Here is an 18,114-nt window from a genome sequence, read left to right on the forward strand (position 1 = left end):
TCCCAGGTTCCCTAATTTATCAGGAAATATAACTCATTATTTGGTCGACAACAGCAACGCTGTTCTCTTCGGTGCGGCAGATCATAAGAATAGTATCATCGCCGCAGATCGTTCCCATGATTTCGGTCCATTCCATGTTGTCGAGCAGGACACAAACCGAATTTGCCGTGCCGGGCAGGCACTTCATCACAACGAGATTGCCGGTATAGTCAATATGCACAAAGCTGTCGACCAAAGCGCGCTTTAATTTCTGAACCGGATTATAACGCTGGTCGGTTGGCATTGAATATTTATACCTGCCGTCGTCCGTCGGAACCTTGATAAGCAGCAGCTCTTTAATATCCCGGGACACGGTTGCCTGAGTCACCTGAAACCCTGCTTCTCTCAGGGCATCCACAAGCTCGTCCTGGGTTTCGATATCCTGCTGTGTAATAATTTCTCGAATCTTAATATGTCGAAGACCTTTCATCTAACTCCTCCAACTGCCTGAACAGGCTAATACTCTTCTTCGCTGACCAGACGAATTTTACGAATTTCACTCATTTCGCTGTCTATATATAACATTCCTTCACAGTCCGGATAAAGCAGCAAAAAGGGCAGAAAAGCATTCCGCACCCCGCTTCCCGTCCACTCAACAGCTTGTCTGCTGCGGGATTCCTTAACTAGGTAGTATTGCCCATCCCTACATGCCACATAATCAATATAAAGCCGGCTGTAGAGCAGCTCTTCGCTGCACTGAAAAGTCAAAGGAATCTTAAGTTTGCCACTAACCACTTCATATCCGCTCCGCTCGAGCAGCTCAACTGCTGCGGTTCGTTCAAACTGGTCATTGACTTCAAATCCGTGACCTGGTCTAAAAGGGGCGGGACGGCTCAGCCAAGAGGTGACAGACCGCCACAGCAAAATAACGACAAGCAAAGCGATAATCACCATCAGCCATTTGTCCGACCCGGCCCCCATTGTTAATCCCCCGTTCCTGATCGATTGATTCCATTATAAACAAACAAACGTTCGCAAATCAATCCCTTATCTCCCGCAAACAGGCTCAAATGGAACAAAAAGCTTCCGGGGTTCATACCACGGAAGCCTTCGTTCGTTACCTATTGTTTAACGGGCCGGCTCAGACCGAAACGTCTTGGAGGCCTGTTCAACGATTTGCTTCGCCAGAGTCTCCCAAGCTTGTTTGCTGCCGGTTTCTTCTCCTGCTTCTTCAGGTTCCAAGCCGAAATGGGCAAGAAACTCAATATTTCCTTCTCCGCCCGTAATGGGCGAATAAGTTAATCCTTTGACCGTATATCCCGTATCCTCGGCAAACGAAAGAATTTGCAGCACAACTTCTTCGTGTACCTTCGGATCCCGAATCACACCAGACTTTCCGACTTTCTCACGGCCTGCCTCAAACTGCGGTTTAATGAGCGCCACCACATCGGCCGGGCGCTTCAGCAGTGCTTTCAGCGGCGGCAAAATAATCCGCAAGGAAATAAACGATACATCAATGCTTGCAAAATCCGGGTCTGGCCCATTCAAATCCTCAGGGGTCATATACCGGAAATTCGTTCTTTCCTTGACGTTAACCCGTTCGTCGTTTCTAAGGCTCCAATCGAGCTGATTGTAACCGACGTCGATCGCATACACGTAAGAAGCCCCATGCTGAAGCGCACAGTCTGTGAAACCGCCGGTAGACGAGCCAATATCGAGCATCGTCCGGCCATTCAGCGGGATTTCGAATTGTTTGATCGCTTTCTCCAGCTTAAGGCCGCCCCGGCTTACGTAAGGATGTACGGCTCCTTTCACCTTGAGGGCAGCCGTGCGTGGCAGCTTCGTGCCGGCTTTCTCGACCCGCCCGTGCTCGTCATAGACAAGGCCGGCCATGATGGCCGCCTTCGCTTTTTCCCGGCTGTCAAAGAAACCCTGCTCGACGAGCAGCACATCCACACGTTCTTTTGTTCCTGAACCTGACATGTATTTCTCCTGTCTTTATGTTTATTCCTCTGAAGGGTCCAATCACCTAGGAAGGAAAAGTCTTCTTGCCGTATGAAAACGACTGCTCGGATTTGACCTGCTGAACTTTCTGCACAACCGCCTCAACGGTCAGTCCCACCTGTTCACGCTGCTCCTTAATACTGGCATGTTCAATAAACCGGTCCGGGATGCCCATCAGATGGATTTCACAGCCTCTAACCTCATGCTCGGCGTAAAATTCAAGTATGGCGCTGCCCAAGCTGCCAGCCTGGCTGGCTTCCTCAAGAACGATCATAGCACTGTGAGCATTAGCCAATTCAAGCAGCATGGTCTGATCAAGCGGTTTAAGGAAGCGGGCGTTAACGACCGTCACCTTGATCCCCGATGATCTCAGGATATCCGCTGTCTCCTCAGCAATCTGCACCATTGGACCAATAGCAGCAATTGCAATCCCTTCTCCTTCGCGCAGCTTCTCCCAGCTTCCAATCGGAATCGGGATCAGCTTCTCATCCAGCTTGACGCCGGTGCCGTTCACACGGGGATACCGGTAGGCAATCGGACCGTCATTATAATCGAGCGCTGTCTTCATCATATGCCGAAGCTCGTTCTCATCTTTAGGCATCATCAAAACAATATTTGGGATATGACGCATAAAAGCAATATCATATACCCCTTGATGGGTTTCCCCATCGGCGCCCACAAAGCCGGCGCGGTCAATTGCAAACATGACATTGGCATTATGGCGGCAAATATCGTGTACGATCTGGTCGTAAGCCCGCTGCATAAAGGTCGAATACACCGCATAGACGGGCTTCATCCCTTCAAGAGAAAGCGCGGCGCACATGGTGGCTGCATGCTGCTCGGCAATCCCCACATCAATCATCCGGTCAGGAAAACGCTTGGAAAAAGGAACCAAACCAGAACCGCCAGGCATTGCAGGCGTAACGGCAACGATCCGTTTGTCCTGTTCGGCCAGTTCAATCAGCGTCTCGCCAAACACTTCCGTATACATTGGGTTGCCGACAGCCTTCAATACTTGGCCGGACTCAATTTTGTATGGAGAAATCCCGTGCCATTTATGGGAGTCGGCTTCCGCCGGCTGGTAGCCCTTGCCTTTCGTGGTCAGGACATGCACAAAGACTGGACCTTCAACGTTGTCCGCCTGTTTAAACGTTTCCAGAAGCTTGCCGATATCATGGCCGTCTACTGGTCCAAGATAAGTGAAGCCAAGTTCCTCAAACAAAATGCCGGGAACCATCATATATTTAAGGCTGTCCTTTACCTTTTCCGCCGTCTTGGCAAGCTTGCCGCCAATGGCTGGAATTTTGCGCAGAAGGACCTCAATTTCATCTTTCGCTCTTAAGTAGGCGCGATCGGAACGAATCCGCGACAAATAATTGTGCATCGCACCTACATTCGGCGCAATGGACATTTCGTTGTCGTTCAGGATCACCATCAGCTTCTTCTTCTCATGACCGATATGGTTCAGCGCTTCAAAGGCCATTCCGCCGGTAAGTGCTCCATCTCCGATAATGGGGATTACTTTAAAGTGTTCGCCTTTAAGATCCCTGGCCAAAGCCATGCCCATTGCCGCTGATAAAGACGTACTGCTGTGGCCTGCCTCCCAAACGTCATGCTCGCTTTCGTTTCTCTTGACGAATCCGCAGAGACCGTTCAGCTTGCGCAAAGTGTCAAACTGGTCCATCCGGCCAGTCAATATTTTGTGAACATAAGCCTGATGGCCGACATCATAGATCAGCTTATCTTCAGGACTATTGTAGCGGTAGTGAAGCGCCAGCGTCAGCTCCACAATACCCAAATTGGAAGCCAAATGGCCACCCGTGGCCGAAAGCTTCTCAATGAGAAACTGACGGATCTCTTCCGCCAGCGGCGCAAGCGCATCCACGGACAAAGCCTTCAAATCCATTGGGCCGCTGATTTGCGAAAGCAGCATTTGCATTCCCCGCTTTCCATTGATTGAATTACATTCTGTAGTAGTGCTCCCAATTATATCATAAAACACATGACAGCAGAAATAACGGCAATTTTTGCGCCCGGCTCGTCTTAAAACGTTTAATTGCCGCACAATTTGCCGTTATTATTCTGCCAAACATTGCCCTTTGTTCAGGCTAGTGATCTCTCTTCAGCAAAAAATCCGATATTTCCAGCAGCCTGCCCGGATCCGGAATACCGGCATCCGCAATGACTGCTCTTGCTTCAGAAGTCAGCTTCGCCACCTCTTCCCGGGAAGCCTCAAGTCCTAAGAAATAAGGATATGTAACCTTTTGCATTTTCAGATCGCTCTGTGTGCTCTTTCCCAATTTGGATTCGTCCCCGGTCAAATCGAGAATGTCATCCTGAATTTGAAAAGCAAGGCCTACACTGCGGCCAAACCGCTCAAGCGCGAGCAGCTGCGAAGGTGAAGCGGAAGCGATGCGGGCCCCGGCTTTCAGCGCAAACACGATCAAATCGCCGGTCTTGTGCTCGTGAATATACCGGAGACCGTCCAGATCGGTTCTTCCCTGCTCGGCCTCCATATCCGCTGCTTGCCCGCCAACCATGCCGGCAGGTCCGGCATACCGGGCCAGCTCCTCAACGATGGCCAGCGTCTGCTCCGCGGGAACATGATACCGGCTAGACGCCTGCGCAATGCTGTAGAAAGCATGCGTCAGCAGTCCGTCCCCGGCCAGAATAGCGGCAGCTTCCCCGTACACTTTATGATTAGTCGGTTTGCCGCGTCTGAAATCGTCATTGTCCATAGCCGGAAGATCGTCATGAATCAGCGAGTAAGTATGAATCATCTCTACCGCGCAGGCAACCGGCATCGCCGCTTCCCTGCTGCCTCCCAGGCTCTCTGCAGCTGCGATGACAAGAAGCGGACGGAGTCTTTTTCCCCCGGCAGTCAAGGAGTACAGCATGGAATCCTTCAGGACGGCAGGAACCTGCCAATCCTCCGGAAGGAAGCGTTCAAGAGCGTCATTAACCTGCGAGCAGACTTCGTTCATGTAAGCTTCAAAACTCGGACGGGTCAAGCGAAATCACCGTTCCCTGTGCCGTTCTCGCTGTACGGCTTCTTCACCGCAGTCCCGTCAACCTCAACGATCATTTCAATTTTGCGTTCAACCTGCTCCAGCTTTTGTCCGCACAGCTGCGATAATTTCATTCCCTGCTGAAAAAGATCAATGGCTTTCTCAAGAGGTACATCGCCATGCTCAAGCTGAGAGACGATTGCTTCCAGTTCGCTCATGGCTGCTTCAAAGCTGAGTTCCTGATCCTGTTTCTGTTCCATGGTCTTCTCCTTTCGGCTTAAGGCCCCACACCTGACAATCCAGCTCTCCGTCAGTCACTTTGATCTTGATTTGATCGCCTGGCTGGACCTGATTAATCGATTTGACCAGCTGCTGGTCCTTCTCGTCATAGACGAGACTGTAGCCCCGGCTCATTACTTTGAGCGGGCTCAGCGCATCAAGCTGCCGGATCGCACCGCCAAGCGCAGCGGTGCGGTCTTTGAGCAGGGCGGCCATAGACGAATTGAGCCTCCGGCTCAATTCGTCTCCCCGGGCCGCCGCCTGGTTCAGCTGCGATTGCGGATGGAATCGCAGCAGCGTCTCGTGCAGCCGCCCGTAGCGGCCGGCTGCCAGCTGCATCCGGCTGTCCACCGTGCGGGACAGCCGGTGCTGCAGCATGTCCAAGCGCTGGACATGCTGCAGCAGCTGCCGGCGCGGCTGCGTCAGCGCCGGCGATCTTTGCAGGCGAGCGAGGCGTTCCCGCTCGCGCGAAGCCCTGTGCTGCAGGCCCTGCCGCAGCGAACGCTGGAGCTGGCGCAGCAGCTCCTTCAGGTCCGCGATATGCGGCACCGCAAGCTCGGCCGCTGCCGTAGGCGTGGCCGCCCGCAGATCGGCCGCAAAATCGGCGATCGTAAAGTCTGTTTCGTGCCCGACGGCCGAGATGACCGGGATCACCGATTCGAAGATCGCCCTAGCGACCATCTCTTCATTGAAGGCCCACAGCTCTTCCAGCGAACCGCCGCCGCGGCCGACGATAAGCACATCAGCTTCGTTCATCCGGTTCAGTTCGCGGATCGCTTTGACAATGGAAGGAGCGGCTCCCTTTCCCTGCACCAGCACCGGGTACAGGACGATGTTCGCCTGCGGGTATCTCCGCTGCAGGGTAATCATAATGTCCCGCACCGCAGCACCAGTTGGCGAGGTCACAACGCCGATGCTTCTCGGAAATTTGGGAATTTCCTTCTTGATAGACGGATCGAACAGCCCTTCCTGTTCAAGCTTCTTCTTCAGCTGCTCATAGGCCAAGTACAAACTGCCAATTCCGTCCGGCTGCATATGCGTAGCATAGAACTGGTACTGCCCGTCCCGCTCAAACACAGACACATTCCCCCGGGCAATGACCCGGGTGCCTTCCTTAGGGATAAAAGGCAGCCTTTGGTTGTGCGAAGCAAACATAATGCTCTTGATCCGGCTGTCCGCGTCCTTAAGCGTAAAATACATGTGTCCGCTCGAATGATGCGTGAAGTTGGAAATTTCCCCGCGGATCCACACCTCGGACAGCAGCGGGTCGCTTTCCATTTTCATACGGATATATTTGTTAAGTTCCTTGATCGTATAAATGCGCTGTTCCACAGCCAAGCCTCCTTATCCTCAGGCCGCCAGGATGCCGACGTCCGATTTTAGGACAACCCGTTTAGTCTCTTTGCGGCAATCAGCGTATTCTTCATCAGCATCGTAATCGTCATTGGGCCTACACCGCCTGGAACAGGGGTGATCGGTCCGGAAACCTCTTGAGCGCTTGAAAAATCGACGTCGCCGGCCAGCTTGCCGCTGTCCAGCCGGTTCATGCCCACATCAATAACAACTGCACCCGGCTTGATATAAGACGCATCAACGAAATTAGCGCGGCCGATGGCTACCACCAGGATATCCGCCTGTTTGGTCATTTCCTTCATGTTGGCTGTACGGGAATGACACATGGTTACCGTAGCATTTTCCCGCTGCAGCAGCAGAGAAACCGGCTTACCGACAATGTTGCTGCGGCCGATAACTACAGCGTGCTTGCCGCTCATTTCGATGCCTGTCCGTTTGATCAGCTCAATAACGCCGGCCGGTGTGCAAGGGAGCAGACTGTCATCACCGATGACCATGTTCCCTACATTAACCGGATGGAAGCCGTCCACGTCCTTCTCAACCGCAATAGCATCAATGACGGATTTCTCGTTAATATGGGAAGGAAGCGGAAGCTGAACCAAAATGCCGTGAATGGACGCTTGTCCGTTTAATTGGCCAATAAGGCCGAGCAGTTCCTCCTGAGTGGTGGAGGCAGGCAAACGATGAACCTCTGAGTAAAATCCAAGATCGATGCAGGCTTTCTCCTTGTTGCGGACATAAACCTGGGAAGCCGGATCTTCCCCTACAAGCACTACGGCCAGTCCAGGCTGGACTCCGCTTTGTTTAAGCTCTTCTACCTCAATGCGAATCTGGCTGCGAATTTCTTCTGAAACCTGTTTCCCGTTGATAATAGGTGCTGTCATCGTTTCCCCTTCTCCTTTAGCTCTCTGCGTTTTATAGTATTTAACTGGATCAGTACAGCATTAGCGATGCGTACTCCGCATTTAACGTTTAGTGCTTAAGCTGATCCAGATCGTGAATCATTTTCCCCAGCACGCCGTTTACAAACTTGCCCGATTCCTCGGTTCCAAAATGTTTGGACAGTTCAATCGCTTCATTGACGGCAACTTTGGCCGGTACATCTTCACGGAAAATCATCTCATAAGCGGCCAAACGAAGAATCTGACGGTCAACCCGGGATAACCGGCTGATCTGCCAGTTCTTCAGATATTGCTCCAGCATACCGTCGATAGCGGTTTTGTGCTGGGTGACGCCGGCAGCAAGCTCCGTGATCTGCTCTCTTGCCGAATCCGGGTTCTTGATATTGCCCACACCGCTCTCGTCATCCTCGCCGGCTTCCGTCAGCAGCATCATAACCGCTTCTTCTACACTCACTTCATTCATTTCCATTTGATACAAGCTCTGTACGGCAAGCTCTCTTATTAATCTCTTCTTCACTGATCTTCCTCCTGATTGATTCATAGCCAGCTTTGGAACTTTAATAAATGAAAAAACCTGCAGAATGCCTTTCTCCACCGCCGCAAGGGCATTATTCAGCTTCATCTGGTTTACAGGAGAAAAGCATATCGCAGGAATTAACGAAAAGGACGCCATTTATCGTTCAGCCAGTCCCTTATTTCTTTCCATGGTATCAAAGAGCCTTGATCCAGATCCTTGTATTTCCCGGCTGTGTAGCCGACAAACAGGATCAGAGCACAAAACATCATGTTCCAAAAACCGGAATTCAAATAAATGAGAATTAAAAATACAGCAGCTGCAACCCCCAGCAGGCGTCCCCTATAGCTGGTCCACAACTCTCTCCAAAACATCGGGACGTACTCCCCCTATTCCACCCGGCTCTTCATGACCGGGGACTGCACCAGGTTAGCAATGTATACGGAGACATAAGAAACCGGAATCCCGGTAATCTCCTCTACCTGATCATGTACCTGTTTCTGCACTTCTTCCGTCAGCGGAGGAATCGCCGTTTCCCCATCGACAAGCGCCCGCACATTAATTTCAAGCCCTGACTCCGACACCCGGATTCTGGTCTTCACATCACGCACGCCGCGGACACGCGAAGCCGCTTTGTAGGAAAGGTTCTCAATCGTCTCTACCGAAATTTGAATATCACCGAATTCGGTTCTTTGGTCAATAGACGGAAGAGAGGAACGATCCCGGCGGACCGAAACATAGAAGAAGCGGATGCTGAGCAGAAACAGCAGCACAGCTATGACCAGCACAGCCACTAACAGCTGAGCCTCTGTATTACTGTCAATGGAAACCGGAACAGCGTTGGTTATAAGGAGGATAGCAATTACACTGATAATGCCGATACTTAGACTGTAAATGAACAGCAAAATTCTGTCTAAAATCTTTGCCACGAATTGTGCAGCCTCCCTAAATTATAGTAAACCCCTGACATGAACGTCGGGGGTTTATTTGCTCTATTATTTCACCCTATTCGTTAAATCGGCAGGTTCTTCAGCTCTCTCAGCCGCTTTGAAAATGACGTCATGAATATGTACGTTCACTTCCACGACGGACAGGCCGGTCATCTGCTCGATCGAGCGTTTCACGTTGCGCTGTACTTCATTGGCTACTTCCGGAATGCGGTTGCCGTATTCCACAATGACAGATACATCGACAGCTGCTTCACGCTGACCAACTTGGACTTTAACGCCTTTGGACAAATTCTTGCGCCCGAGCAGTTCCGCAATGCCGCCGGCAAAACCGCCGCTCATTCCCGCAACGCCCTTCACTTCAACAGTTGCCAAACCGGCAATAACTTCAATGACTTCCGGTGCAATTTGAATTTCGCCAATATCCGTACGTTCAAATTCAGTCGGCAAAGTACTCATCTTCTTCTCCACCTCTCAATAAGTTTGCGGCAGACCCAGTGTCACAGAGGCAAGCGCACTTATTATACATACTATATCATTTTGCCTGTATTATGACAAACTTGGCCAAATCGTTTTAGACCTCATGTTCTTCCAGAAATTTAATATCAAAGTCACCGCGGACAAACACCGGATGATTCATAAGTTTCTGATGGAACGGGATGGTGGTGTGAATACCTTCAACCGCAAACTCAGCCAGTGCACGTTTCATCTTGGCAACGGCTTCCTCACGAGTAGGCGCCCAAACAATCAGCTTCGCAATCATGGAATCATAATGCGGCGAAATCGTATATCCCGGATAAGCGCCGCTGTCGACGCGTACTCCAGGACCGCCAGGCGGCAGATAGAACTGAATCTTGCCCGGAGACGGAAGGAAGTTACGGGCTGGATCCTCCGCATTGATCCGGCATTCGATCGACCAGCCGTTAAGCACCACATCTTCCTGCGAGAAGGACAATGGATTGCCTTCGGCAACGGAGACCATCTCTTTGATCAGGTCAACGCCGGTTACCATTTCTGTTACGGGATGTTCAACCTGAATACGGGTGTTCATCTCCATAAAGTAGAATTGGCCGTCAGGACTAAGCAGGAACTCCAGCGTCCCCGCCCCGCAGTAGTCTACAGCCAGGGCTGCCCGGACTGCTGCTTCGCCCATTTCGGCACGTTTCTCCGGAGTCAGAATCGGACAAGGCGCCTCTTCGACCAGCTTTTGGCGGCGGCGCTGGACAGAGCAGTCCCGCTCCCCGAGATAAACCGCGTTGCCGTGGCGGTCGGCCATAATCTGAATTTCGACGTGCTTCATGCCTGTCAAATATTTCTCCAAATAAACACCGGCATTGCCAAAGGCCTTTTGCGCCTCCTGCTGTGCGGTCGTAATCTGCTGGATCAAAGAAGCCTCATCTTCTGCCAAGCGGATGCCTTTGCCGCCCCCGCCGGCAGTCGCTTTAATAATAACAGGGTAACCAATTCCCCTCGCGATCATGACAGCCTCTTCAAGATCCTCGATGATGCCGTCAGAACCCGGGATTACCGGCACACCGGCATCCTTCATTGTTTGTTTGGCTACGGATTTATCGCCCATGCGGCTGATCGCATCAGCAGAAGGGCCGATAAAAGTAATATTGCAGGAATCGCAGATTTCTGCGAAGTCAGCATTTTCAGACAAGAAGCCGTAGCCGGGATGAATCGCATCGCATTCAGTCAGCGTTGCAACACTCATAATATTTGTAAAGTTCAAATAGCTGTCCTTGGAAAGAGTAGGACCGATGCAGTAAGCCTCATCTGCAAGACGTACGTGCAGCGAATCTTTATCCGCTTCGGAATAAACGGCTACCGTAGAAATGTTCATTTCCCGGCAGGCACGGATAATCCGCACTGCAATTTCGCCGCGGTTAGCGATTAATACTTTGTGAAATTTCATGGTTTATCCTCCTGGTACCATTTTCTTAAGTGCTGATTATTCCGGTTTCACCAAAAAGAGGGGCTGTCCATATTCCACAAGCTGGCCGTTTTCAACTAAAATATCGACGATTTCGCCTTTCACTTCTGCCTCAAGCTCGTTCATCAGCTTCATCGCTTCGATGATGCAGACCACCGTTTTCTCGGAAACCCGGTCGCCTTTGTTAACAAAGGACCCTGCTTCTGGGGAAGAAGCGCGGTAGAAGGTTCCAACCATCGGCGAAGTAATCGTATGTAAGTCAGCATCTGCCGGTTTACGCTCAGGCGCTTTCGTCTCCTGCACAGCAGTCTGAGGAACAGCCCCTGCTGCTGGAATGGAAGCCATTTGAACCGGAGCGGCTTGAACCTGAACAACTTCAGTCTTGCCCGGCTTGCGGATTGTAAGACGCGAACCTTCATTTTCAAGCTCTAATTCATGTATGGAGGTTTCATCCACCAGTTTGATCAATTCTTTGATTTCGTTTAATTTGAACATTAACAATTCACTCCTTCAGCTTTAATGAAGAACATCCTGTGCCGGCGAATACGGACGATGCCCGCGCACCGCGCGGCTGTCCCCCTGTGGTAAAGAAAGCACGGTCTGCAAGTCAATAATAAGGAACGTAGAACACTGGCTTCCTTTGAAACCGCAAAGCTTTGGTACTTGGTCATGACATAACTTTATGTATTATATCACAATGTGATGAAATAGAAAGAGTCCAAGCATGACACTGGACTCTTTCGGCAGCAGCTGGCTGGACCCGTTTATTTGGCTGTACTCACATACTGCACCTTCACTTGATCTTGAGAAACGCCGAGCTCGCTGATGACCAGATCCACGATAGAAGCCGCATCTTTCGCCTGCAGCTTGTCATTCATGACCACCACCATGTAGCTGTTATCTTCTTCTTTAACAACCGCTGTGCCGTATTTTTGGGAAACCTGTTCTTCAATATCGTTAATTTTGGATTCCTTGTCCTGCAGGGCGTTCAGCTCGTTAGCGGCTTCGGCATTCTCTTCCGGTGTCTTGGTGAGGTCGTTCATCACCTGATAAAGCTCGTCGGCTTTCTTGCCATTGGCTTCTACGCGGTCAAATTGGTACTGGCTGACAATATCGCTGCCTGCCGTTCCTTGAGCTTCGGCCGTTTCCAGCACCTCTTCATCTGTCTTGGCGGTTTGCTTGCCGGAATCTGCGGCTGCCGTGCTGTTGTCCGTTTTGCCCGCTGTGTCATTCGCAGCTTTATCCGTCTGAGTCTGATCGGCAGCAGCCGTTCCGCTTTCATCAGCTTGAGCGGCATCTTCACTGCTTTGGTTTGCGGACGCGGAGGTTTGGTCATCGCCTGCCGCTGCTGTACCGTCCTGCGCTGCGGATTCGTCTGTTACTTCGGATACGATTGTTCCGTCCGATGCGGCAGAAGCACCTTTGCCGCCTTGGGTATCGGTCGCTGTTACCTGCTGGCCTTCATTTGTGCTCGTTGCAGCCGGACCCGAGTCCTCGGTGAACAGATAATAAGCAGACAGGACGACCATCAAGCTGAGCATGGAGACGAGCCAAATTGTTTGTCTTTTCGTTTTCATTGAAATTCCTCCTAAAAGAATTAGTTAGATCATTTCCGGCTTCCATTCTGCCTTACTCAGAAGTTTTCCGCGGAGCAACCGAGATCCGGTAAGCAGGTACGTTCAGGCCTTTTTCCACAGCATCCACGATCATCTGCTTCACAATTTTGTTCTCTGCTCCTTTGGCTACCACCAGCACACCGCGGATCTGCGGCTTGACCTTCTTGGTGATAATCGGCTGCTGGTCGCCTGACATCTCATAGGTGACAATTTCGCCGTCGCGGGTGTATTCGGTAATATGCCGTTTGCCTCCGCTGGCATCCGTCTCATCCGTCGTCTGCTGGCTGTCTTTGACATTCCGCTGAAAAACCGTCTCCTCTGTCGAATCGACAGTGACCAGCACATCGACCGCGCCGACGCCGACAATTTTCTCCAAAATGTCTTTGGTCTTGTTCTCCATTTCTGCCTCGATGCCGTCAAAAGGGTTATCTCCTTGAGCGGAGGAAGAATCCGCGGAGGTACTGACGGTGTCTGCCGGTGGTTCCCGTCCTACGCTGCCTGTATCGATTTTCTTGACGTGGACGAACGAATTAAAAAGCATGATGGCAATGCCGATAAGTCCGATAATAATCAGCAGCCTGAAGGTATGTATTTTTTTGCTGCCGCCTTCGCCCCCTCCAAGCCATTGCTCAAGCTTCTTGAACCAATTCATATCCGGTCCTCACCTCCTTTACGGGCTGGCTTCATTCTGAAGCTGATAAATGCGGATTTTGTTATCCTCAATGTCCCAGCTGCTTTCAAGCAGCGATCTGATCTTCCTGGTCTCTTCAGATTCAGGCGCAGCCGCTGCCGATTCATCCTCTTCTGCCTTCGAGCCGTTAACGGTTCCGTCACTCGGATCATCCGCCGCAGAATTTTGAGTGACTTCAGGGGCTTCCGCTGCGACCGGAGCGGCCTCAATCTCTATCCGGCCAATCCCTACCTGCACCTGCTGTACCTTCGGAACGGTAATTGCTGACGCGGACTGATTCGCATCCGGCTCTTGCCCGGCCTTCTCTTCAGGACTCGCCATAACTGCCTCTGCTTCTGCCGGGTTCAGATACACCTTAACGCCGCTGATCACCGGCCTGTCGTACTGCTGAGTGTCCGCATCCTGCTGATCTGCATTAGTACCGGCTTTGGAACCGGAATTTGTACCGGCTTCAGCCTTTTCCAGTTTCAGCGTGACGGCTACCCGGTCCACATCAAGGCCTGTAGCGGCTTCGATCTGCGTCTTCATCTGCTGCGCGGCTTCATTACCGGTCCATTTGAGCGAATCCTCCAGGCTGGACTGCCTGAGGAGCTCTCCCTGTTTTAGAATTTGCTCCAGTCCGCTTCGGGTGGACCCTTTGGGATTCAGCTGCTCCTCTATGGCCTGCTGAAGCTTCTCTACCGGATTGCCGCTAAACAGCTTGAGGATGGGATTCAGCAGAGTCATCAGCACGAGCAGGCTGAGCACCATTTTCACATAGCGCTCCATTGAACGGTTCGGCAGCAGCATTTCGATAAAGCTGGACAGCAGCACTACAAAAATGATCTGCTTCAGCCACTCGCCTAGCCAAGTCATGTCTTCTTTCCCGCCTTTCAGGTCAGCGCATCATCAGGGTGACGTTCCCCGCCGTGAGCATGATGGTGATCGCCAGAAAGAACATCAGGCCGACCGCCGCCAATACGGCAAACACATACAGCATGCTTTTTCCAATCGTCTCCAGGCAGGCCACAATCGGCGTATCTCCAAGGGGCTGCATGACCGCCGCAGTGAAGTTATAGATCAGCGCAAGCGCAAGGATCTTGATCGCCGGAAAAGCGCACAGGAACAAGATAATGACGACGCCAACAATACCAACGGCATTCTTGACAAGAATGGAGGCAGACAAGACGGTATCGGTAGCCTCGGAAAATACCTTACCGACAACCGGGACAAAGCTGCCTGTCAAGTATTTCGCCGTTTTGAGCGTCACCCCGTCTGCCACGGAGCCCGCGATCCCTTTGACCGAAATTACGCCCAGGAAGACGGTAAGCAGGACGCCGAGCAGCCCCATCGCGACCGTTCTCAGCATATCGGCAAGCCGGGACAGCCTGTATTTCTCGTTCATCGAGCTGACGATATGCAGAACTGCAGAGAAGAAGATCAGCGGAAAGACGACCACATGGACAACCGTACCGACCGTATGAACCATAAAAACGACAAGCGGGTGGGTTACCGATACGGTGACCACATTGCCCAGGGAGGCAAGCAGGGTAAAGAGCAGCGGCACCATGGCCATCATGAAATCAATCATGCCTTCGATTGCTCTGGCCGCATAGTCGATTGCCACATGAAAGCTGTTGATGGCCAGAATGATGAGAACCATATAGCAGATGTAGAAGGCGACTTTGCCTACATTGCCTTTCTCAAAGGCGCTCTGGAGCGTCTCCAGCAGCATGCTGAACACGGTCAGCACGACGATCGTCACCAGAATTTTGGCATTGTAGAGGACCTCGTGCCACATGAAGCGGAACAGCCCGGAGAGCCCTGCAGACAGGCTGAATCCGTCTCCGCCCGGCATAATCATTTCTTTAAAAGAAGGAAGGCTCCCTTCCGGAAAAAATCCTCCATACTCCTTGAGCAGCTGCTGCCAGTACTGTTCAATCTCCTCCGTATCGACCTGGCCGCCTGCGGTAACCTGCTGCTGCCCGTCTGGTGAAGGGTCTTCTCCGGCAGCTGCCGCCGCTGCGGCGGGCGGGTACAGCAGAAGCAGCCACAGCAGGACCAGCAGTATGCCTGGAACCAACCTCATGCCGTATTTCATGATCATTCCCCGTTTCTAGGCTGGCAGCAGCTTAACCACAGTTTCGATAATAATGCCGATAATCGGTACTGCCAGAACGATAATCAGCACTTTTCCCGCCAGCTCGATCTTGGAGGCTATGGAATCTTGTCCGGCATCCCGGACGATTTGGGCACCGAACTCTGCAATGTAAGCAATACCGATAATTTTTAAAATCGTCTTCAGATAGACGTTCTGTACGCCTGATGCTGCCGCAAGCTCTTCCAGCGTCTCCAGCACCGTTCCGATTTTGCCGATGAGAAACAGAAAAATCGTTATGCCGGCGAAAGCCGCGATTAGAAAGGCGAAAATCGGTTTTTGCTCCTTCATCATCAAGGAGAGGATCGCAGCGATCAGGCCAAGGCCGACAATTTGAATCATTTCCATTGCCGCTCACCTACTGGAACAGAAAGATCGTTTTGATTTGCTGAAAGAGGCTGTCCAGCATGCGGACCACCATAAACAGCACGACCACAAAGCCGATCAGCGTTACCCAATGAGCCATATCCTCTTTACCCATCTGCTTCAGCACGGTGTGGATCATCGCGATAATAATTCCGATGCCGGCTATCTGAAAAATGGCGTTGACTTCTATGTTCATGAAAAAGGCACCTCGCTGTTTTGTCCGCAATCCCTGCCGGGAAAGTTACCGTATTAATAGATCAAGATAACAATAAATGCGCCGATCAGCAGTCCGAGGCTTCTGCACATTTTCTCGTAGCGGGCCTGCTCTTCCAGAGCTTGCGCCTCCTCCGCTTCCAGCGCTTTGACCGCCGACTGGATGTGGGTCTTCTGATTGGCACGGTCACTGGTTCCTAAGGTGAATGCCAGCTGGTGCAGCACTTCCCGCTCCTGCGCCTTCATGGAGGTGAATTTCCAGTTCTCCTGCAGCGCGTAGTGCAGGCTGTCCTGGGCTGTCCAGTTCCGCGGGGCTTCCATCGCTTCCGCCGCCTCGTTGTACAGCCGGTTCAGCGGCTCCCGGCTCTGGGCTCCGATCCGTCTGAGCGCCTCGGGAAGAGGAATGAAGCCGTATCCGATCTCCGTATCAAGTCTTTGCAGAGATAAGATCAGGCGCCGGATCTCCTGCGGCCGGACCGCAAATCTTCTCGCCTGAATCCATCCCGCGAGTGTGCCGGCCAAGATGACCATGGCAGCTCCAAGCAGCTTTATCATGGCTTCACCCCCTTCCGGTTGTTCGTGTCAGCTGCCCTGTCAGTGTGGAGCTAGTGCTGCAGCAGCGGTTTGTAGTCTTCGTCGTACACCTTAAAGGCAAAGCCTTGCTCACTTCTCCGCAGGGTTACAAACCTCTGGAACAGCTTCCCGCCCAAAATTCCTTCCAGCAGAGGACTCAAAGGCTTCGCATCCCCTGCCCCATGCGCAGTAGCGATGACCCGAACACCTGCATGAAGCGCCTGTCTCAGCGCCTCGGCATCCTCCTGGCGGCCGATCTCATCCACAACGATGATATCCGGGGACATGGAACGGATCATCATCATGATCCCCTCGGCCTTTGGACATCCGTCCATAATATCCGTCCGGGGACCGACATCAAAGCTGGGCACTCCGCGCCGGCAGCCGGCAATCTCCGAGCGCTCATCGATGATGGCCACCTTCAGGCCCGGCCAGCCTTCCCTTCCAGTCCCAAACTGTCCGCTGCTGACCGCCCTGGCCAGATCCCGGAGCAGTGTTGTTTTGCCCTGCTGCGGGGGAGCCACGATAAGCGTATGCAGCAGGTTCTTCCCCCGGTTGTCCAGCAGATAGGGAAGAACTGGAACTGAAGCGCCTTTCACTTCCCTCGCAATCCGCAGGTTGAACCCGCTGATGTCGCGGATGTGCTCAACTTTTCCCCGGCTTAGGACCGCCCTGCCGGAAAGCCCCATCCGGTGCCCGCCGGGCAGGGTGATGAATCCTTTTCGAAGCTCTTCTTCCATCGTATAAACAGAATGGTTGGTAATGAGATCCAGCAGCCTGTGGCTTTCCTCACGGCCTGTCCGGACGCCTTGTTCCGGATGAACCGTAACCCCGCCGTCCTCTTTCAGGAAGTAAAACTGTCCCCCCGTGTTGATCTCCAGCGGGCGTTCCTCCCGGATCCTCACTTCTTCCAGACCGGACAGCATAAGAGGAGGAAGCTTCAGCAGCAAAGAACGGATGCGCTCCGGGAATACAGACAGCCACTGCTCATTCATAGTCACCCCACCTCCATTCCTGCTTATGTTGTTGCTGAGCCTGGTTCTGTTCCTGGTTCTGTTCTTTGAAGTCTACTTTATTTTATGCTTGTACCTATCTTTTATGACGGAATCTACTATTTCTTTAAAATCCCGATTAAGAGAAAAGATACGCCGCAGACTACCCAGGCCATCTTGCTCCAAGACAGCTTGTCTGCCATACCGGCAAGGCCAATGGTCGTGGTTATGATCAGGATCGCAGGCCCTACAAGGGCCAGCCCGGAATTGACGGCCAGAGCCTTGTCCACTCTCCCCAGTTTAAGCATCAGCAGTGCGGCCAGAATTTCAATGGTTCCCGACAGCAGCCGCAGTGACGCCATACTCAGTACAAATTTATCCAGCATAACTAACCTCCTACTTGTCCGGATGTACTTATCGATATGCTCCCATCCCTGGATTTAGTCCATAGAAATCGTGAAATCCGACCACCAATAAAGACGGCAGGAGAGACGGCAGGCTTCGAAAAAAAGAAAGAAGCTGCCTCGATCTCGATCGTGCGATCGGATCAGGCAGCTTCTGCTATAGGTCCAGCTATTTAAACGTTCAATAGGATGCTCTTAAC

General features: G+C 52.1%; 23 protein-coding genes. All 23 read right to left on the reverse strand.

What is annotated here, in order from left to right; genetic code table 11:
* Positions 1 to 19: 19 nt before the first annotated feature.
* The gene (gene ahrC / locus FCN15_RS00695) at positions 20 to 469 is read right to left on the reverse strand and encodes a transcriptional regulator AhrC/ArgR (protein WP_138493025.1); all 450 of its coding nucleotides are present in this window, start codon (positions 467 to 469) and stop codon (positions 20 to 22) included.
* A gap of 26 nt (positions 470 to 495) precedes the next feature.
* Complete coding sequence (locus FCN15_RS00700; protein WP_138493026.1) at positions 496 to 960, reverse strand: hypothetical protein; 465 nt, start codon at positions 958 to 960, stop codon at positions 496 to 498.
* 147 nt (positions 961 to 1,107) lie between these two features.
* A complete protein-coding gene (locus tag FCN15_RS00705) occupies positions 1,108 to 1,962 on the reverse strand; it encodes a TlyA family RNA methyltransferase (protein ID WP_138493027.1) in 855 nt (284 codons plus the stop codon).
* A 46-nt stretch (positions 1,963 to 2,008) separates the two neighbouring features.
* Positions 2,009 to 3,916, reverse strand: coding sequence for a 1-deoxy-D-xylulose-5-phosphate synthase (gene dxs / locus FCN15_RS00710; RefSeq protein ID WP_138493028.1), 1,908 nt, complete (start codon positions 3,914 to 3,916; stop codon positions 2,009 to 2,011).
* A 175-nt stretch (positions 3,917 to 4,091) separates the two neighbouring features.
* The gene (locus FCN15_RS00715; protein ID WP_138493408.1) at positions 4,092 to 4,967 is read right to left on the reverse strand and encodes a polyprenyl synthetase family protein; all 876 of its coding nucleotides are present in this window, start codon (positions 4,965 to 4,967) and stop codon (positions 4,092 to 4,094) included.
* A 23-nt stretch (positions 4,968 to 4,990) separates the two neighbouring features.
* Complete coding sequence (gene xseB / locus FCN15_RS00720; RefSeq protein ID WP_138493029.1) at positions 4,991 to 5,251, reverse strand: exodeoxyribonuclease VII small subunit; 261 nt, start codon at positions 5,249 to 5,251, stop codon at positions 4,991 to 4,993.
* The gene (gene xseA, locus FCN15_RS00725) at positions 5,217 to 6,554 is read right to left on the reverse strand and encodes an exodeoxyribonuclease VII large subunit (RefSeq protein WP_420819534.1); all 1,338 of its coding nucleotides are present in this window, start codon (positions 6,552 to 6,554) and stop codon (positions 5,217 to 5,219) included. The genes xseB and xseA overlap by 35 nt, the downstream gene beginning before the upstream one ends.
* A 95-nt stretch (positions 6,555 to 6,649) precedes the next feature.
* Positions 6,650 to 7,507, reverse strand: a complete 858-nt coding sequence (gene folD / locus FCN15_RS00730) for a bifunctional methylenetetrahydrofolate dehydrogenase/methenyltetrahydrofolate cyclohydrolase FolD (protein WP_138493031.1) — start codon at positions 7,505 to 7,507, stop codon at positions 6,650 to 6,652.
* 88 nt (positions 7,508 to 7,595) lie between these two features.
* Complete coding sequence (gene nusB / locus FCN15_RS00735; RefSeq protein WP_138493032.1) at positions 7,596 to 8,042, reverse strand: transcription antitermination factor NusB; 447 nt, start codon at positions 8,040 to 8,042, stop codon at positions 7,596 to 7,598.
* A gap of 137 nt (positions 8,043 to 8,179) precedes the next feature.
* Positions 8,180 to 8,413: a DUF2273 domain-containing protein gene (locus tag FCN15_RS00740; protein WP_138493033.1), complete on the reverse strand. Its 234-nt coding sequence runs from the start codon at positions 8,411 to 8,413 to the stop codon at positions 8,180 to 8,182.
* A gap of 15 nt (positions 8,414 to 8,428) precedes the next feature.
* The gene (gene amaP, locus FCN15_RS00745; RefSeq protein WP_138493034.1) at positions 8,429 to 8,968 is read right to left on the reverse strand and encodes an alkaline shock response membrane anchor protein AmaP; all 540 of its coding nucleotides are present in this window, start codon (positions 8,966 to 8,968) and stop codon (positions 8,429 to 8,431) included.
* Positions 8,969 to 9,034: 66 nt separating this feature from the next.
* The gene (locus tag FCN15_RS00750) at positions 9,035 to 9,445 is read right to left on the reverse strand and encodes an Asp23/Gls24 family envelope stress response protein (protein WP_138493035.1); all 411 of its coding nucleotides are present in this window, start codon (positions 9,443 to 9,445) and stop codon (positions 9,035 to 9,037) included.
* Positions 9,446 to 9,560: 115 nt separating this feature from the next.
* On the reverse strand, positions 9,561 to 10,904 hold the full coding sequence (gene accC, locus FCN15_RS00755) for an acetyl-CoA carboxylase biotin carboxylase subunit (protein WP_138493036.1): 1,344 nt from the start codon (positions 10,902 to 10,904) through the stop codon (positions 9,561 to 9,563).
* A gap of 36 nt (positions 10,905 to 10,940) precedes the next feature.
* Positions 10,941 to 11,417: an acetyl-CoA carboxylase biotin carboxyl carrier protein gene (gene accB / locus FCN15_RS00760; RefSeq protein ID WP_138493037.1), complete on the reverse strand. Its 477-nt coding sequence runs from the start codon at positions 11,415 to 11,417 to the stop codon at positions 10,941 to 10,943.
* A 269-nt stretch (positions 11,418 to 11,686) separates the two neighbouring features.
* The gene (locus FCN15_RS00765) at positions 11,687 to 12,499 is read right to left on the reverse strand and encodes a SpoIIIAH-like family protein (RefSeq protein WP_138493038.1); all 813 of its coding nucleotides are present in this window, start codon (positions 12,497 to 12,499) and stop codon (positions 11,687 to 11,689) included.
* A 52-nt stretch (positions 12,500 to 12,551) separates the two neighbouring features.
* Positions 12,552 to 13,190, reverse strand: a complete 639-nt coding sequence (gene spoIIIAG, locus FCN15_RS00770; protein ID WP_138493039.1) for a stage III sporulation protein AG — start codon at positions 13,188 to 13,190, stop codon at positions 12,552 to 12,554.
* Positions 13,191 to 13,208: 18 nt separating this feature from the next.
* Positions 13,209 to 14,084, reverse strand: a complete 876-nt coding sequence (gene spoIIIAF / locus FCN15_RS00775; RefSeq protein WP_138493040.1) for a stage III sporulation protein AF — start codon at positions 14,082 to 14,084, stop codon at positions 13,209 to 13,211.
* 22 nt (positions 14,085 to 14,106) lie between these two features.
* Positions 14,107 to 15,309, reverse strand: a complete 1,203-nt coding sequence (spoIIIAE, locus tag FCN15_RS00780) for a stage III sporulation protein AE (protein WP_238996446.1) — start codon at positions 15,307 to 15,309, stop codon at positions 14,107 to 14,109.
* Between the two features lie 15 nt (positions 15,310 to 15,324).
* Positions 15,325 to 15,714 (reverse strand): stage III sporulation protein AD, encoded by a 390-nt coding sequence (spoIIIAD, locus tag FCN15_RS00785; protein ID WP_138493041.1) that lies wholly within the window; start codon positions 15,712 to 15,714, stop codon positions 15,325 to 15,327.
* A gap of 10 nt (positions 15,715 to 15,724) precedes the next feature.
* Entirely contained in the window at positions 15,725 to 15,928 is a 204-nt protein-coding gene (gene spoIIIAC / locus FCN15_RS00790; RefSeq protein ID WP_068696094.1) for a stage III sporulation protein AC, read from the reverse strand.
* A 53-nt stretch (positions 15,929 to 15,981) separates the two neighbouring features.
* Entirely contained in the window at positions 15,982 to 16,500 is a 519-nt protein-coding gene (gene spoIIIAB / locus FCN15_RS00795; protein ID WP_138493042.1) for a stage III sporulation protein SpoIIIAB, read from the reverse strand.
* A 50-nt stretch (positions 16,501 to 16,550) separates the two neighbouring features.
* Positions 16,551 to 17,513, reverse strand: a complete 963-nt coding sequence (gene spoIIIAA, locus FCN15_RS00800; RefSeq protein WP_138493043.1) for a stage III sporulation protein AA — start codon at positions 17,511 to 17,513, stop codon at positions 16,551 to 16,553.
* Between the two features lie 116 nt (positions 17,514 to 17,629).
* A complete protein-coding gene (locus tag FCN15_RS00805; protein ID WP_138493044.1) occupies positions 17,630 to 17,896 on the reverse strand; it encodes a YqhV family protein in 267 nt (88 codons plus the stop codon).
* Between the last annotated feature and the right edge of the window lie 218 nt (positions 17,897 to 18,114).

It is taken from the genome of Paenibacillus pinistramenti (assembly GCF_005869875.1).
GTDB classification, from domain to species: domain Bacteria; phylum Bacillota; class Bacilli; order Paenibacillales; family Paenibacillaceae; genus Fontibacillus; species Fontibacillus pinistramenti.